The sequence below is a fragment of the Aeromonas sp. CD genome, from assembly GCF_033349375.1.
In the GTDB taxonomy this organism is placed as follows: domain Bacteria; phylum Pseudomonadota; class Gammaproteobacteria; order Enterobacterales; family Aeromonadaceae; genus Aeromonas; species Aeromonas hydrophila.
The window spans coordinates 2,748,462-2,765,060 of sequence record NZ_CP137631.1 but is presented as its reverse complement, the minus strand read 5'-3'; the positions used below and the strand labels follow the sequence as shown (position 1 = coordinate 2,765,060).

Sequence of the window (16,599 nt, the reverse complement as noted above, 5' to 3'; positions counted from 1 at the left end):
GGCGAATGACGGCGATAGTGACGCCATATTTGGGCGTGGCGGGAAATATCCGCTGACGGAGCTGTAATATGTGCCAGGGCCGGCTTGGTTGTAATGGGGATGGGGCTAACTTATTATGCCAGCCATCCTGCGATAATCTGCGCGATGCTATTTCTCTGCATGTTAGTTTTTATAATTAAGCGTTAAGTTTTTAAAAATTAATTATAACATCTGACTGCGATGGCTGATGCATTGTTTACCGTTGTTGCCGTGCTGCAATTGGCCGGCAAGGGTACCCATCTAGATGTAATGCGAGGCCTGAATGCTGAATGTGAGTGCCATTCCGTTGACCGACATCTCCCCCATCTGGGATGACGGCTTTCTCTCCCTCTCCAAGAACCTGCTCTCCGCCGTCACCCTGGACGACTTCATCAAAAAGCTGAACCGGATCCAGCCCTGCTTTCGCCAAGTGGATCGGGTCAACCTCATCCTCAATCTGGGGACGGGGGAGGAGGCGGTCTTCTACTACCTGGGGGAGCTGGGGCCGGCGCACCTCATCTGCCGCAAGGCCGATCTCCATTTTTCCCGCGAGCAGGCCATCGTGCTGCCGGCGAGCCGCTTTCGCCACCGCTGCGAACAGCTGGCGAGCACTCCTGTCTATGACGGTTTGCAATCCTACTGCCAGCTGCCCATCACCACCGCCCGCAGCCATTTGGGCGGGGTGGAGTTCATCAGCCGCGAGGCCAACGCCTTCCCGATGGAGACCCTGGCCAAGCTGACCCAGCTGGCGGCCATCGTCGCCATTGCGCTGGAGAACGTGCTGGACAAGGAGCGCACCCTGGAGCAGGCCAACTCCCTGCGCCTTGAGCGCGACAGCTGCAAGATCCTGGTGGACGTGACCAACGCGGTGATCAAACTGGTGCGCATCGCCGAGTTGCCCCAGAGCCTGTTCACCATACTGCACCACCACTTTGGCATCAGCAGCCTGTGCCTGGCCGAGTACAACGCCACCTCCGACAGCTTCAAGAGCTACCTGGTCAATCAGCAGCAGCGCGAACAGCCCGGCATCATCAACCATTCGTGTTTTGAGAAGAACTGCCTGCAGGGGGCCCTCGGTCACAGCGAGCCCTTCTTCCTCTATCGCGAGCAGGGCCACGGCTGCCAGTCGAGCTGCCGCTTCACCTCCCAGATCCTGCCCCCCGACGCCGACAGCTCCTGCATTCTGCCGCTGCGCTATCGGGGCAACCTGCTGGGGGTGTTGATCCTCTCTCACCCCGAGGCGGATTTCTTCGCCGATCTCGATATCTCGCTGCTCGAACAAGTGGCGGCGCGCACGGCGATTGCCATGAACAACGTGCAGGCGCAGCAGGAGATCTCCAACACCACCGGCGCCAGGGAGAAGACCCTTCGGGTCGACGGACCCGCGCCGCAGGGGGACTTTGCCAACATCATCTACCAGAGCGCCGTGATGGAGAAGGTGCTGGAGAAGGTGAAGCTGGTGGCCCAGAGCGACTGCACCGTGCTCATTCTGGGGGAGACCGGCACCGGCAAGGAGCTGATCGCCCAGGCCATTCACGCCCTGAGTGCTCGCCACGATCACGAGATGGTCAAGGTGAACTGCGCCGCCATCCCCACTGGCCTCATCGAGAGCGATCTGTTCGGCCACGAGAAGGGGGCCTTCACCGGGGCGCTGACCCAGCGCATCGGTCGCTTCGAGCGGGCCCACAATGGCACCCTGTTCCTCGACGAGGTGGGGGACATGCCACTGGATTTGCAGCCGAAACTGTTGCGGGTATTGCAGGAGCACGAGCTGGAGCGGGTGGGCAACAGCAACCCCATTGCCATCGACGTGCGGCTGGTGGCAGCCACCAACTGCGATCTGCTCTCCATGGTCAAGAACAAGCGCTTTAGAAGCGACCTCTATTACCGGCTCAACGTCTTTCCCATCGAGCTGCCGCCCCTGCGCGAGCGGCGCGAGGATATTCCGCTGCTGGTGAATTTCTTCATCAAGAAGATCGCCAAGCGGATGCGCCGCACCATCACCTCCATCCCGGCCGACGCCATGAAGATGCTGGTGTCGCTCCCCTGGTACGGCAACATCCGTGAGCTCGAAAACATCATCGAGCGGGCGGTGGTGATGACCCGCGGCCACGTGCTCAATCTCTCGCCGGACGAGCTGCTGCCCCTCAAGGGCTTTCACAAGATAGAGACCCTGGTCTATGACGAGCCGGCCCGGGAGCTGTTCCGTGAGCCGCTGCCCGCCTTGCCGCAGGGTGAAGCGGCACAGGGGGAGGATGAGCGGGTTAGCATCATCCGTGCGCTGAAGGCGTGCAACGGTATCGTTGCCGGCGAGCGGGGCGCGGCCCAGCGCCTCGGCATGAAGCGCACCACCTTGCTGTCGAAAATGAAACGGCTCGGGATCTCGGCCAAAGATCCCCGCACCCTCAACTAAGGCCCCCAGATGTTGCTTGAACTTGACCCCGACACCCCGCAGGCGCTCAGCGCCCACCGCGAGGTGGTCCATTACCATCAGCGCGGCGTCACCACCGACAGCGCCATGCAGCTGCCCTGCGAAACCCCGGTGGCGCTGGTCTACAACGGCATCGCCCACAGTGTGATGATGTGCTCGGCCGCCGATCTGGAGGATTTCGCCATCGGCTTCTCGCTCTGTGAGGGGATCATCGACAGCCTGCTCGATATCCACGACATCGAGCAGCAGAGCGCCTGCCGCGGCATCGAGCTGCACATCACCCTGGCCAATCGCTGCGTTCATCGCCTGAAAGAGAAACGGCGCACCCTGGTCGGGCGCACCGGGTGCGGCATCTGTGGCAGCGAGAGTCTGGAGCAGGTGGTTCGCGCCCAGCCAAGGCTGCCCGACAGCCAGCGCTTTGCGGTGGGTCATATCGACAAGGTGCTGGCGGCGCTGCGCCCGCTCCAGCTGCTCGGGCAGAGCACGGGGGCGACCCATGCCGCCGTGCACGTGGACGGCGAGGGCAACATCCTCGCCATTCGCGAGGACGTGGGGCGCCATATCGCGCTGGACAAGCTGGTAGGCCATCTGTGCCGTACTGGTCGCCGTGACGGTGCCATCCTGGTGACCAGCCGCGCCAGCTTCGAGATGGTACAAAAGTGCGCCAGCGCCGGGGTGGAGATCTTGCTCGCCATCTCGGCTGCCACCGAGCTCGCGGTCGAGCGGGCCGAGCAGACCGGGCTCACCCTGGTGGGCTTTTGCCGCCCGGGGCGGGCGGAGATCTACAGCGGCCGCCAGCGCATCCTGCTGGCAAGCGCGGCGTCATCCCCCGTTTCGGCAGAGGGCTGAGGGCACAAGGCCATTGGCGCTCGGAGTTGGCTCGGGTATAGTCCTGCGCCAACAAGATAGGTTCGGTTGCGCTCCTTGCCAGTCAGGGCGCCGCGGCCGACACAGCGTCAAAGGATACCAAGCCCATGAAATTCAGCCCGCTGCTGGATGAGATGATGAAAGCCCTGCAGGTGCTGCCGGGTGTCGGCCCCAAGTCGGCCCAGCGCATGGCATTTACCCTGCTCGAGCGTGAGCGCAGCGGCGGCCTGCGGCTGGCCCAGCTGCTCTCTCGCGCCCTCACCGAGATTGGCCACTGCAGCCACTGCCGCACCTTCACCGAGAACGAGCGCTGCGAGATCTGCGCCAATCCCAAGCGCGAAGAGAACGGCCTGCTGTGCGTGGTGGAGAGCCCGGCGGACGTGGCTGCCATCGAGCAGACCGGTCAGTTTTCCGGCCGCTACTTCGTGCTGATGGGCCACCTCTCGCCGCTGGACGGCATTGGCCCCGAGGAGCTGGGGTTGGAGATCCTGGAGCGACGGTTGAAAGACGAGGCGATCAGCGAGCTTATTCTGGCCACCAACCCCACCATCGAAGGGGATGCCACCGCCTGGTACATCGCCGACATGGCCCGCGCCGCCGGCGTCAAGGTGAGCCGGATTGCCCACGGGGTGCCGGTGGGCGGCGAGCTGGAGCTGGTGGACGGCACCACGCTCTCCCACTCTCTGATGGGGCGTCAGCCCCTCAACTGAGTCAGCGTCTGTTCTTCAACAGGCCCTGTGTCGCGACTCAGCAGCAATACCAGAACCCGCCTCGGCGGGTTTTTTGTTGGGCAAGAGGGTCGATTGGCGCAAAAATCGCCATTCACACGCCTCGACGTTTTGTCCCCCTTGAAATGGCGATCGCCGGCCCCATCTTGGATCGGGAATATGTTCAACCCGAATCGCCTGAGGATAGTGTCGATGACCCAAAGCGTTCATGCCGAAACCCACGGGTTTCAGACTGAAGTCAAACAACTGCTGAGCCTGATGGCCCACAGCCTCTACTCCAACAAAGAAGTGTTCCTGCGCGAGCTGATCTCCAACGCCTCCGATGCGGCGGACAAGCTGCGCTTCAAGGCGCTTTCCGATGCCTCTTTGTTCGAAAACGACGGCCAGTTGCGCGTTCGCCTGGTGGTTGATAAAGAAAATCGGACCCTGACCATCTCCGACAACGGGATCGGTATGACCCGTGATCAGGTGATCGAGCACCTGGGCACCATCGCCAAGTCCGGCACCGCCGAGTTCTTCAAGAACCTCTCCGGTGATCAGGGCCGCGACTCCCAGCTGATCGGTCAGTTCGGGGTGGGCTTCTACTCCGCCTTCATCGTTGCCGACAAGGTGACCGTGGTGTCCCGCGCCGCCGGTACGGCTCCGGAGCAGGGCGTGCAGTGGGAGTCGGAAGGGGAAGGCTCCTTCACCGTGGCTGACGTGACCAAAGCCGGTCGCGGTACCGACGTCATCCTGCACCTGCGTGCCGAAGAGGACGAGTTCCTCGACGACTGGCGTCTGCGCTCCGTGGTCAGCAAATACTCCGATCACATCAGCGTGCCGGTGGAGATGTTCAAAGAGGGCACCCCGGATAGTGTTGGAGAGGGCGAAGAAGACGGTGAAACCATCGTCGGCACCCCGGGCGAGTGGGAGCAGGTCAACCGCGCCACTGCGCTCTGGACCCGCAACCCGAAAGAGATCAAGGACGAGGAGTATCAGGAGTTCTACAAGCACGTCGCCCACGACTTCGAAGATCCGCTCTTGTGGGGTCACAACCGGGTGGAAGGGGCGCAGGAGTACACCAGCCTGCTCTACGTGCCGGCCCGCGCACCGTTCGATCTCTACAACCGGGATCAGAAACACGGCCTGAAGCTCTACGTGCAGCGCGTCTTCATCATGGACGACGCCGAGCAGTTCATGCCGGCTTACCTGCGCTTCGTCAAAGGGGTGCTGGACTCCAACGATCTGCCGCTCAACGTCAGCCGTGAGATCCTGCAAGACAACAAGGTGACCGTCTCCCTGCGTAAGGCCTGCTCCAAGCGTGTCTTGACCATGCTCGCCAAGCTGGCCAAGGATGATGCCGAGAAGTACGCCAAGTTCTGGAGCGAGTTCGGCAATGTGCTGAAAGAAGGCCCGGCCGAGGATTACGCCAACCGCGAAGAGATCGCCAAGCTGCTGCGCTTTGCCAGCACCGCCGGCGAGGGCGAAGCCCAGACCGTGTCGCTGGAGGATTACGTTGGCCGCATGAAGGAAGGCCAGCAGAAGATTTACTACATCACCGCCGACTCTTACGCTGCCGCCAAGAACAGCCCGCACCTCGAGATCTTCCGCAAGAAGGGTGTCGAAGTGCTGCTGATGTGGGAGCGGGTCGACGAGTGGCTGATGAGCCACCTGACCGAGTTCGACGGCAAGCAGCTGGTCTCCGTCACCCGTGGCGAGCTGGATCTGGGCGATCTGGAAGACGAAGCCTCCAAACAGGCGCAGGAAGAGGCCGAGAAAGCCAACGCCGGTCTGGTGGAGCGGGTCAAGCAGAGCCTGGGTGAGGCGGTAAAAGAGGTGCGCGTCACCCACCGTCTGACCGACTCACCGTCCTGCATCGTCACCGATGCCCACGGCATGAGCACCCAGATGATCAAGCTGATGCGCGCCGCCGGTCAGCCGGTGCCGGAGCAGAAGTACATTCTGGAACTGAACCCCGACCACGCCTTGGTGAAGAAACTCGATACCATCCAGGACGAGGCGCTGTTCGGCGAGTGGGTCACCCTCTTGCACGAACAGGCCCAGCTGGCCGAGCAGGGTGGGCTCAATGATCCGGCGAGCTTCGTCTCCCGTATCAACCGTCTGTTACTCCAGGCATGATGTTTGGGCCCACTGCGTGCAGTGGGCTCTTTCTTTTCTGGCGCCTGCCCCGTTTGGGGTGGGCGCCAGTTGCGTGCAGCGCTGCTGCATTTTCACTCATTTTTCGTACACGGATCTGCGCCAATGGTCGTATTGCCATGTCGGAAAGATGGTGAAAAATAAGCCACTCACACGGGGCAAGCTTGTGAAAATGGGCGAAACCGTGTAGTTTTTTGCCTTCTCAAGAATTGAATAACCAATCAATAGGAGCGTGTATGCGCATTGTTCTGTTGGGGGCTCCGGGTGCCGGCAAGGGTACTCAGGCTCAGTTCATCATGGAAAAACACGGTATTCCGCAGATCTCCACCGGCGACATGCTGCGTGCCGCGATCAAGGCGGGCACCGAGCTGGGCCTCAAGGCCAAAGCCGTGATGGACGCAGGTCAGCTCGTCTCTGACGACATCATCATCGGCCTGGTCAAAGAGCGTATTGCCCAACCGGATTGCGCCAACGGCTTCCTGCTGGACGGTTTCCCGCGCACCATTCCCCAGGCGCAAGCCATGAAGGACGCCGGTGTTGCCGTGGACTTTGTACTGGAATTCGACGTGCCGGACGAAGAGATCGTCAAGCGCATGAGCGGTCGTCGCGTTCACTCCGGCTCCGGCCGTACCTACCACGTGGTGTTCAACCCGCCGAAAGTGGAAGGCAAGGACGACGTGACCGGTGAAGATCTGGTGATCCGTGCCGACGACGAAGAGACCACAGTGCGCAAGCGTCTGGATGTGTACCATCAGCAGACCGCACCGCTCATCGGCTTCTACGGCAAGGAAGCGGAAGCGGGCAACACCCGTTACGTCAAGATCGATGGCACCCAGCCGGTGGATCTGGTCAGCAAGCAGCTGGCGACCATCCTGGGCTAAGCCCGCCATTGCAATCGTCCCCAAGGGGCCAGCGGCAATGTGCCAGTGAGACAAGGGCCCGGCATGGGCCCTTTCTTGCATTCAGACATAACAACAGAACGACAGGAAGCATACGTGACCACGAAAACCGGGATCTTGCTGGTCAATCTGGGTACCCCAGCCGCGCCCACCACGGCCGCCGTCAAGGCGTTTCTCAGCCAGTTTCTGCACGATCAGCGGGTCGTCGACCTGCCGCGCTACCTCTGGTGTCCTCTGCTCCACTTCATCATCCTGCCGACCCGCTCTCCCAAGGTGGCCAAGCTCTATCAGCAGGTGTGGACCGAGCAGGGCTCGCCGCTGATGGTGATAAGCAAGCAGCAACGCGCGGCGCTGGAGCAGGAGCTCAAGCGCGAAGGGGTCGAGGTGCCGGTGGAGCTGGCCATGACCTACGGCTCCCCTTCGCTGGATGAGGGCTGGCAGGCGCTCAAGGCCAAGGGGGTCAACCGGGTGATCCTGTTGCCGCTCTATCCCCAGTATTCGGTCAGCACCACCGCCTCGGTGTTCGATGGCTGGGCCAAGGCGATGAAAAAAGAGCGCAACCTGCCGGTGGTGCGGCTCATTCGTGATTACCATGCTCACCCCGAATATATCCAGGCGCTGGCCATGAGCGTGCGCCGCCACTGGAAACAGCACGGCCAGGGCGAGCACCTGCTGATGTCGTTCCACGGCATTCCCGAGCGCTACGAGCGGGAAGGGGATCCCTATGGTCACCAGTGCCGGCGCACCGCCGCCCTGCTGGCCGAGGCGCTCGGGCTCGATGCCAGCCAGTGGACCGCCAGCTTCCAGTCCCGCTTTGGCAAGGAGGAGTGGCTCAAGCCCTACACCGACGTGACCATCGGTGGCCTGCCGGCCACCGGGATCAAGCGGCTTGACGTGATTTGCCCCGCCTTTGCCGCCGACTGCCTCGAAACCCTGGAGGAGATCCAGGTGCAGAACCGGGAGATCTTCATGGCCGCCGGTGGCGAGCAGTTTGAATACATTCCAGCCCTCAACAGCGATCAGGCCCACATCCGCATGATGGTGTCGCTGATCTGCCGCGAGCTGGCCTGACAGACATACAGCTGGTGCCGCCCATCGGCACCGGCTGCCAGTCGTTCGCTATCCAAGGAGAAGGAGTTTCACCATGATGCATATCACCCTGATTTACGCCGGCCTCTTGGGGCTGCTGTTCCTCTTGCTCTCCTTCTGGGTGGTCAAGCGCCGGGCCCAGTTCAAGGTGATGATAGGGGAAGGGGAGGCGCCCGAGATGCGCGCCGCCATCCGGGCCCACGGCAACTTTGCCGAGTACGTGCCGCTCACCCTGCTGCTGATGGCGCTGTGCGAGCTGGCGGGTGTCGGGGCCTTCTGGCTCCATGCCGGCGGCCTGGCGTTGCTGGTGGGACGCATCCTGCATGCCATCGGCATCCAGATCCCCAAGGCACCCAACCTGCCGAGGCTGGTCGGCACCCTGCTGTTCTGGCTGGCGCTGGGGCTCTTCTCGGTGCTGGCGCTGGCACAGGGGTTCGCCGCCGGCTGAGTCTTGTTCGCTGCAAAAATCACCTCCTTGCGAGGTGGTTTTTTTGATGGGTTTTGGTAAACGTTTTCCTCTGCAGCCCGTGTCTATACTGACTTCATATTTTAATCAGGCGACTTTTCGGCGCGGCGGATTGTGTTAAAATCCCGCCCCTCTTTCCCCCAGAGCACAAGAACATTGCCATGAAATTTCCCGGTCAGCGCAAGTCCAAACACTACTTTCCAGTGGATCGTCGTGATCCCCTCATCTCCCAGAGCGCGGTGCTTGCGGAGCGGGGCAAGGCCTATGTGGTCGGGATTGACCAGACACTGGTCGACATCGAGGCGCACGTTGATCTGGCATTTCTCGAGCGTTACGGCCTGAGCCGCGGCCACTCCATGCTCATCTCCGATGACGTGGCCGAGCAGATCTACGACGAGCTCAAGAGCAACAACATGGTGGTGAGCGAGTTTGCCGGCGGCACCATCGGCAACACCATGCACAACTACTCGGTGCTGGCGGACTCCCACTCCATCCTGCTCGGCGTCATGAGCCAGGACATCCGCATCGGCAGTTACGCCTACCGTTACCTGTGCAACACCTCGTCACGGGTCAACCTCGACTACCTGCAGCCGGTAGACGGCCCGGTCGGCCGCTGCTTCACCTTCATCACCGAAGGGGGCGAACGCAGCTTCGGCATCAACGCCGGCAAGATGGACCATCTGGATGTGGCCCACATCCCCGAGACCATCATCAAGGAGTCCTCCGCCCTGGTCATCACCGCCTACCTGGTGCGCGGTGAAGATGGCACCCCGATGAAGGACGCGGCCATGACCGCCGTACGCTATGCCCGCGAGGCCGGTGTGCCGGTGGTGCTGACCCTGGGTACCCGCTTCGTCATCGAGTCCGACCCCCAGTGGTGGCGCGATTTCATCAGCGAGAACGTCACCGTGCTCGCCATGAACGAGGAGGAGGGCGAGGCCCTGACCGGCTTCTCCGATCCGCTGGCCGCCGCCGACAAGGCGCTGGACTGGGCCGACATGGTGCTCTGCACCGCAGGGCCGGTGGGGCTCTACATGGCTGCCTACACCGAAGAGGACTTCAAGCGTGAAACCACGCTGCCGCTGCTGCCCGGTGTCATCCCCGAGTTCAACATGTACGAGTTCAGCCGCCCCATGACCCGCAGTGGCTGCCGCGTGCCCAAGCGCATCTACTCCCACATCTCTCCCTACATGGGCGGGCCGGAGAAGATCAAGAACACCAACGGGGCAGGGGACGGGGCACTCTCCGCCGTGCTGCACGACATGGTGGCCAACGCCTATCACCGCAGCGCCGTGCCCAACTCCGCCAAGCACGTGGCCGAGTTTCTCACCTACTCCTCGCTCTCCCAGGTGTGCAAGTACGCCAACCGGGTGAGCTACGAGGTGCTGGCCCAGAGCAGCCCGCGTTTGTCGCGCGGTCTGCCGGAGAAGGAAGACAGCCTGGAAGAGGTGTACTGGGAGCGTTGATCCCGCCTCTTGCGCTGAAAACGCCTCCTTCGGGAGGCGTTTTGTCAGGTAAAACCCGGCCGCGGGCAGTTTTTTGTGTGATAAACCCCAAGATGCTTGAGTCCATGTCACTTTTGCGACACCATTTGGCCACCGCATTGCCACTCGGCACTGCCGTGGCCGCAGCACCCGATAGAGAGAGAGCCCCATGAGTAAGTTAACTGACAATCTTGACGCCAATTTCCAACTGTTCATCGAAGAAGTCCGCGAGTCGGGTCAGGTATGGGGCTTGCGTTACGGTGAAGACTGGGTCGTCTGCCGCTCTGCCGAGTTCGAAGATGCCGACGTGATGCCGCTCTGGTCTGCCGAAGGGGATGCCCGCCTGCACTGCGTGGACGAATGGGCCGACTACGAGCCGGAAGTGATCGAGCTGGAAGAGTTTCTCGACATCTGGATCAACGATCTGGACGAAGACGACGTGCTGGTCGGCCCGAACTGGAACGCCGATCTGGAAGGGCAGGAGCTCGAGCCCATCGAGCTGGCCAAGGCGCTGGTGGAACTGGACGCCTGAACCACACTGCATTGAGCCGGGCCTGGGCCCGTCTGACGAGAACCGATATCCGCGAGGATGTCGGTTTTTTTATGGCCGGCTTGCAGAATACTGAATGAAAAGGCGATTTGGCTTTGCACCCGCCAGAGGGATGGTCCATCATCAACCTTTTGCCGAGCGGGAGGAGCCATGTTTGTATTCGACGTCACCGGCGTTGCAGGGGCGCGAGCCGAGATCCGGGTTCAGGCGCTGGACTGGGGGCAGAGCGGCCCCGTCACCTTCCGCTGCGATGACGATCAACTGGCGGTGCTGCTGCTGACCGACTGCCGCTGCGATGCGGTGGGTTTCTTCAATCTGCTGGCGGGCTGCAAGCCGCTCTACCTGGAGCAGTGGCTCAGCTATCTGCAGGAGACCGGCCGCATCGCCAAGCAGAGCTGCCAGCTGGAGAGCCCGGCCCAGGAGGATTACCTCGTCAAGGCCGGTCTTGAACACGAAGAGCTCAATGCCCTGCTGGGGCAGGTCTATCAGGTGGCCGGTTTCAACCGGCTGCAGATCAACCGTTACCTCAAGAATCGCCACAATCCCACCACCTTGGCGACCCGTTACGATCAGAAGGAACTGGAGCGCTATCGCCAGCTCAACGACATCATTCTGACTCTGTTGAAGTTGAAGCATCCTCAGTAAACAGCCCGAGCTGGCTGATATCCGGTCGCAACTGCTGGGGCTTGGCGATGAGATAGCCCTGCAGCCCGTCCACATACATGCCCTGCAGCAGCTGCTTCTGACCCAGCTGCTCCACCCCTTCCGCAATCACCTGACACCCCATCCGGTGTGACACGTCGACGATCATCCGCACGAACTGTTGATTGGTCAGATCCTGCTCCAGCCCGGTGATGAGGGCCGGATCCAGCTTGATGTAGTCGGGCTTGAGCTCGCGAAACAGGTTGAATGACCCTATCCCCTTGCCGAAGTTGCAGATGGCGGAGCGGCTGCCGTTGCGCCTGAGCAGTTCGAACACCCGCTTGGCCCCGGTCAGGTTGCGCTCCAGATGCTCTTCATCCAGTTCGAACACCAGGTTGGCGCTGGTGTTGGGGTCGTTGAGCAGCTGTCGGTCAAGCCAGATCAGAAAGGCGCTGTTTTGCAGCAGGTTGCTGGAGAGGTTGATGCCCCAACGACTCTGATTCGAGCCAAAGGCCCGGTACTGGCGCATCACGTGGGTCACCAGCATCTGTTCCAGCCGCATCACCATGTCCAGCCGCTGGGCCATGGCGAACAGGGTGTCGGTGGGCAGCACAGTGCCGTCGGCACTGCTGAAACGGGTGTAGATCTCGTTGTAGGCCAGCATGCTGCGGTGCATCGGCTGGATCGGCTGGTAGGTGAAGCTGATGCGCTCCTGCTCCAGCAGCTCGGTCAGCACCAGCTTCCAGTGATGCTGCCCCTGCAGCTCCACCACGCTGTCATCCTGCTGGATGGCCCAGCCATTGACCGTCTCGGTCTGGGCGCGGGCCAGCGCCAGATCCGCCCTGGCCAGAATGGCCTCGATCTTCTGGCCGCTGCTGAGCCGGGTCAGCCCGGAGTAGGCGGCGCTCTCCAGTTCATGCTGCTGCTGATAGTGATCGAAGGCGATCTTCAGATCCCGCCCGAGCAGGGGGGGCGGGATGTTGGCGACTGGCTGCACCAGCACCGCGAAGTCGGCCCCCGAGATGCGATAGACCTGATGGCCCGGGAAGCGGCTCACCACCCTGGTGATGATATTGGCGATATCCTTGATGTAGGCATCCCCCGACTGAAAGCCGCGCTGGGCGTTGAGCTTGCCAAGCTCGGTGGCGCGGATCAGCACCAGGGTGGCGGTCTGGGTGTCCTGATCCCGCTGCAGCAGCTCGGTCATGTCGCGCCGAAAGGCATGGCGGTTTTGCAGCTGGGTCAGCTCGTCCTGGGTCGCCTGATTGTGCAGCTCGCTGATCTGGCGGTGGGCGTCGCGCTCGGCCTCGTTGAAGTGGGCGAGCAGTTGCTGCAGGGTGGCCTGGGCCTCGGGGGTGGTGAGACAGGTGGGGTCACGCAGCTGCAGCGCCCGGCACCACACCTGCTCCTGGTGGCTGCGCTCTGCCTGCTGGAGGCGCAGGGTCAGCATGCTCAGCAAGCCAAAGCCGAGCAGGCTGGTGGCGAGGATGATAAGCAGGGTCAGCAGCGTGCTGGTGAAGGCGAGCCAGAGCCCCTGCAACAGCAGCAGGGGAGCACAGAGGAGAGCGATCACCAGCAGCTGGTTGCTCCCGAGCTTGTTCAACATGGTGTCATCCTTGATGATGTCGTTGATGTTGAAATTCTAACCAAGCTCGCGCCGCAAAGCATGAGATCCCGCTCAACTCCTGGAAAAGGGCCAATTGAAATCAGTTAAATGTGAGTGAAACCACTTTCATGGCGCCGGAAACAGGCGAAGATGAATCGAAAATGGACCAAAACAAGGCAGAGGTAATTATGTTGTTAGAACCCGTAAATACTGCCAAAGCACGGCAACTATTGAACCAGAGTATGGCCTTGGTGCTCGCGGGGGGACGGGGCAGTCGCCTGAAGCAGTTGACCGACAACCGCGCCAAGCCTGCCGTCCATTTTGGCGGCAAGTTCCGCATCATCGACTTCGTGCTCTCCAACTGCATCAACTCCGGCATCCGTCGGGTCGGGGTGGTGACCCAGTACAAGTCCCACAGCCTGCTGCGCCACCTGCAATCGGGCTGGTCCTTCCTGCGCTACCAGATGAACGAGTTCATCGACTTGTTGCCCGCCCAGCAGCGGGTGGACGAGGTGCACTGGTATCGCGGCACCGCCGACGCCATCTACCAGAACGTCGACATCATCCGTGACTACGGCCCCAAATACATCGTCGTGCTGGCGGGGGATCACATCTACAAGATGGACTATGCCGCCATGCTGCTCGATCACGTGCGCCTCGGCGCCAAGGTGACGGTGGCCTGCATTGAGGTGCCGCGCGCGGAGGCCTCCGCCTTCGGGGTGATGGACATCGACGAGCAGCGCAAGATCCGCGCCTTCGTGGAGAAGCCGGCCAATCCGCCCGCCATGCCGGGCAACGAGAACGTCTCCCTGGCCTCCATGGGCATCTACATCTTCGAGGCGGAGTACCTCTATCAGCTGCTGGAAGAGGACATCCACAACCAGGAATCCAAACACGATTTCGGCATGGACGTGATCCCGCGCATCGTGGGAGAGGGCAAGGCGTTTGCCCACCCGTTCACCATGTCCTGCGTGGGGGCCAAGGAGGGGCAGAAACCCTACTGGCGCGACGTGGGTACCCTGGATTCGTTCTGGGAGGCCAACATGGATCTCGCCTCCGTGGTGCCCGAGCTCGACATCTATGACGAGAACTGGCCCATCTGGACCAGCCAGACCATGACGCCGCCGGCCAAGTTCGTGCAGGACAGAAACGGCCAGCACGGCATGACCATCAACTCCATGTTCGCGGGGGGATCCATCGTCAGCGGCTCCTTCGTGCTCAACTCCGTGCTGTTCACCCATGTACGGGTGCACTCCTTCTGCACCCTGGATCAGGCCATCATTTTCCCCGGCGTCGAGATCGGCTCGGGTTGCCGGTTACGGCGGGTGGTGGTGGACAAGGGCTGCAAGCTGCCCGACGGGCTGGTGGTGGGGGAGAACGCCGACGAGGACAGCCGCCGCTTCTATCGCTCCGAGCAGGGTATCGTGCTGGTAACCAAGGAGATGCTGGCCAAGCTGGGGTGATGTCATGCACAACGCCAGACGCCACAACTAAAAAGGGAGCCGATATGGCTCCCTTTTTCTATTCAGCGAGTGGCTGATTATTTTTCGGTGATCAGCGCCTTGGCGGCCATCACCATGGCGGTGCCGTGCTTGCCACCGGCGGCGGTCACTTGCGGGACGCCATCTTCGTCAGTGTCACCACCGGCCCCTTCGATGACGTTCTCGCCGGAGTCGCCGATCCACTCGGCCATCTGCATGCCGCCGTTGACGGTGCCACGGAACCAGCTCACGTAGCGCTGGGTCAGCTGGGCCAGCTCCAGCGCCGGGGCTTTCTCGCCGCCTTCGTTGCGCAGGTTCAGCATGGCGGAGCGCAGGGCGCCGGAGATGGCGGCCTGGGTCCAGGGGGTGTATTCACCCTGCTTGCCGGCGAGCCAGGTACCGGCCTTCTGGTTGAAGTAGGCCTTATCGGCGGCGATGAACAGCTCGCGCGCCGCCGTGCGGTACTTGGCATCCGAGGTTGCCAGGAAGGCGGCGGTCAGGCCGCGGATGGCGGCAAACTGCGCATCGATGGACTGGCCGGCATCGAGCTTGCCACCCAGGGTGACTCCATCGTGTACCAGCCCATTTTTGCCCTTGAGATTGGCCAGGATGAAGTCGGCCTGCTGGCGGATCAGCACCAGCGCCTGCTGGCCCTGGGCGGTTTTCAGGTTCAGCTCGCCATTGTCACCAGCGGCGTAGCCGACCGGCAGCGCATCCTGGGCGCGCTGGAAGATCTGCAGAGCGACCAGACTGTAGGCAGCGTCAAAGGTGGTGACGTGCTTGCCCTGTTTGCCGGCCTGCCAGCTGTCCACCAGGGTGCCAGCCTTGGGTTCGAAGTGCAGGGCATTGAGGTTCTTGAACACCATGCCGGAGAGGTTCAGTGCCAGGGAGAAGGCATCGTCACCCGCCACCAGCTTGGCGGCATCGCTGCCCTTGTTGGCAGCCGGTGCGGCGGCGAACGGGGCACCGTCAAACACGGCGTGGAAGGCCGGGTTCTGGTTGGTGTTGGCGCTGCGCTGATCGGTGAAGGCGTAGAACTCGGAGAGCGGCCACAGCATCATCCAGGCGTCGCGCAGCTGGGCTGAGCCGTCCACCACCTCGAGCTTGCCGATGGCGCCGACGTCGTTCTTGCCGGTCTCGGTCACTTTCACCTGATGGGGGAAGTAGACGATACCCTTGGCCGGATCGTACTGCGGGGTGATCTTGGCACCCAGCTGCTTGCCGTCAAAGCCGAGCTGACCCTGCAGGATGGCCAGCTTGTCGATGGACTGCTCGGTCAGCATCATGCCGTTGAAGCCGTCGGCGGCAGAGACGCCCAGCTTGTGCTTGCCGTCCTGATCCATGGTGGCGGACGCGGCTTCCACCTCTTCATCGGTCTCGGCCACGTGCATGCCGCCGAGGAAGTCCTGGGACCACATCACCTCTTTGAGCAGGATGCCGCCCACGGCCGCCGGCACCAGCAGGTTGTCACTGCCGCTCCAGCGCAGGGTGGCGTAGTCGCGGAAGTAGGCCGGTACCTGGGTCTTGACGCTCTTCTCGTTGCCCTTGGCGGTCTTGATGGTGATCTGGTCGCCGTTGACCGGGGTGGCGTTGACGGCTTGAGCGAACTCCGGGTTGGCGGAGGAGTAGGGCAGGGAGAGGGGATACATGCCCTGCGGCACTTCATCGGCCGGGAAACCGACCGCATCGGCCATGGCCAGCACCCGCTGGCCGAGGGAGGCCATGGTGCCGCCGCGAGCCTGGTTTTGCGGCCCGTTCACCAGATGGGGGCCCATGCCGGATTGGTAGTTGAGGGCGTACATCGCCTCTTCGGAGTATTCGTAGGATTCGATGCCGGCGGCGAAGTCGAACGGGGTCGGCTCATCGGCGCGGTTGGCGTCCAGCACATCCAGATCCAGACCGAGGGCCTCGGCCAGCGGCTCGCCGGAGAGTTCGAACTCGGTGTAGGCCAGCATGTTGGCGGCGGTGTTGAATGTCTTGTCTTCTACCTTGACGGCGGCGTGTGCGGCGCCGCTCAGGATCGCGCAGGCGATCGCCTGGACCAGTACGGTTTTTCTCATGTCCCTTCTCACCATATGTTTGATTTTATTATGACGCTTCTCATGAATCTAAATGAGAATGGTGTGCATTATGAGGCAAAGGGCGGGGCTTGAGAAGAAAAAACCGCGCCCCTGGAGTTGAAGAGAAGAGGGGCGCGGTTGG

13 protein-coding genes are annotated in these 16,599 nt (G+C 62.0%); 11 read left to right on the top strand and 2 right to left on the bottom strand.

Features of this window, described 5'->3' with window-relative positions; translation table 11 throughout:
• Positions 1-301 precede the first annotated feature (301 nt).
• The 10 genes from R2E40_RS12785 (at position 302) to R2E40_RS12740 (ending at position 11,313) form a co-directional block, all read left to right on the top strand.
• On the top strand, positions 302-2,431 hold the full coding sequence (locus tag R2E40_RS12785; RefSeq protein WP_318163523.1) for a sigma 54-interacting transcriptional regulator: 2,130 nt from the start codon (positions 302-304) through the stop codon (positions 2,429-2,431).
• Between the two features lie 9 nt (positions 2,432-2,440).
• Complete coding sequence (fdhD, locus tag R2E40_RS12780) at positions 2,441-3,298, top strand: formate dehydrogenase accessory sulfurtransferase FdhD (protein WP_318163522.1); 858 nt, start codon at positions 2,441-2,443, stop codon at positions 3,296-3,298.
• Positions 3,299-3,423: 125 nt separating this feature from the next.
• Positions 3,424-4,026 (top strand): recombination mediator RecR, encoded by a 603-nt coding sequence (recR, locus tag R2E40_RS12775; protein ID WP_010633741.1) that lies wholly within the window; start codon positions 3,424-3,426, stop codon positions 4,024-4,026.
• A gap of 210 nt (positions 4,027-4,236) precedes the next feature.
• The gene (htpG, locus tag R2E40_RS12770; protein ID WP_318163521.1) at positions 4,237-6,162 is read left to right on the top strand and encodes a molecular chaperone HtpG; all 1,926 of its coding nucleotides are present in this window, start codon (positions 4,237-4,239) and stop codon (positions 6,160-6,162) included.
• A gap of 254 nt (positions 6,163-6,416) precedes the next feature.
• Positions 6,417-7,061, top strand: coding sequence for an adenylate kinase (gene adk, locus R2E40_RS12765; RefSeq protein ID WP_011706319.1), 645 nt, complete (start codon positions 6,417-6,419; stop codon positions 7,059-7,061).
• A gap of 114 nt (positions 7,062-7,175) precedes the next feature.
• Positions 7,176-8,150, top strand: a complete 975-nt coding sequence (hemH, locus tag R2E40_RS12760) for a ferrochelatase (RefSeq protein ID WP_318163520.1) — start codon at positions 7,176-7,178, stop codon at positions 8,148-8,150.
• A gap of 73 nt (positions 8,151-8,223) precedes the next feature.
• Entirely contained in the window at positions 8,224-8,616 is a 393-nt protein-coding gene (locus R2E40_RS12755) for an MAPEG family protein (RefSeq protein WP_219313354.1), read from the top strand.
• Positions 8,617-8,795: 179 nt separating this feature from the next.
• A complete protein-coding gene (locus R2E40_RS12750; RefSeq protein WP_011706316.1) occupies positions 8,796-10,100 on the top strand; it encodes an inosine/guanosine kinase in 1,305 nt (434 codons plus the stop codon).
• Between the two features lie 187 nt (positions 10,101-10,287).
• Positions 10,288-10,650 (top strand): DUF2750 domain-containing protein, encoded by a 363-nt coding sequence (locus tag R2E40_RS12745; protein ID WP_010674427.1) that lies wholly within the window; start codon positions 10,288-10,290, stop codon positions 10,648-10,650.
• A 168-nt stretch (positions 10,651-10,818) separates the two neighbouring features.
• Positions 10,819-11,313 (top strand): hypothetical protein, encoded by a 495-nt coding sequence (locus R2E40_RS12740; protein WP_318163519.1) that lies wholly within the window; start codon positions 10,819-10,821, stop codon positions 11,311-11,313.
• Here R2E40_RS12740 and R2E40_RS12735 read toward each other — a convergent pair.
• Complete coding sequence (locus tag R2E40_RS12735) at positions 11,276-12,916, bottom strand: EAL domain-containing protein (RefSeq protein ID WP_275201803.1); 1,641 nt, start codon at positions 12,914-12,916, stop codon at positions 11,276-11,278. The genes R2E40_RS12740 and R2E40_RS12735 overlap by 38 nt on opposite strands.
• A gap of 188 nt (positions 12,917-13,104) precedes the next feature.
• Here R2E40_RS12735 and glgC point away from each other — a divergent pair, with 188 nt between their 5' ends.
• Positions 13,105-14,379: a glucose-1-phosphate adenylyltransferase gene (gene glgC, locus R2E40_RS12730; RefSeq protein WP_011706313.1), complete on the top strand. Its 1,275-nt coding sequence runs from the start codon at positions 13,105-13,107 to the stop codon at positions 14,377-14,379.
• 77 nt (positions 14,380-14,456) lie between these two features.
• Here the strand turns inward: glgC and R2E40_RS12725 are convergent, their stop codons facing one another.
• Entirely contained in the window at positions 14,457-16,457 is a 2,001-nt protein-coding gene (locus tag R2E40_RS12725; RefSeq protein ID WP_252451782.1) for a hypothetical protein, read from the bottom strand.
• Positions 16,458-16,599: the final 142 nt, after the last annotated feature.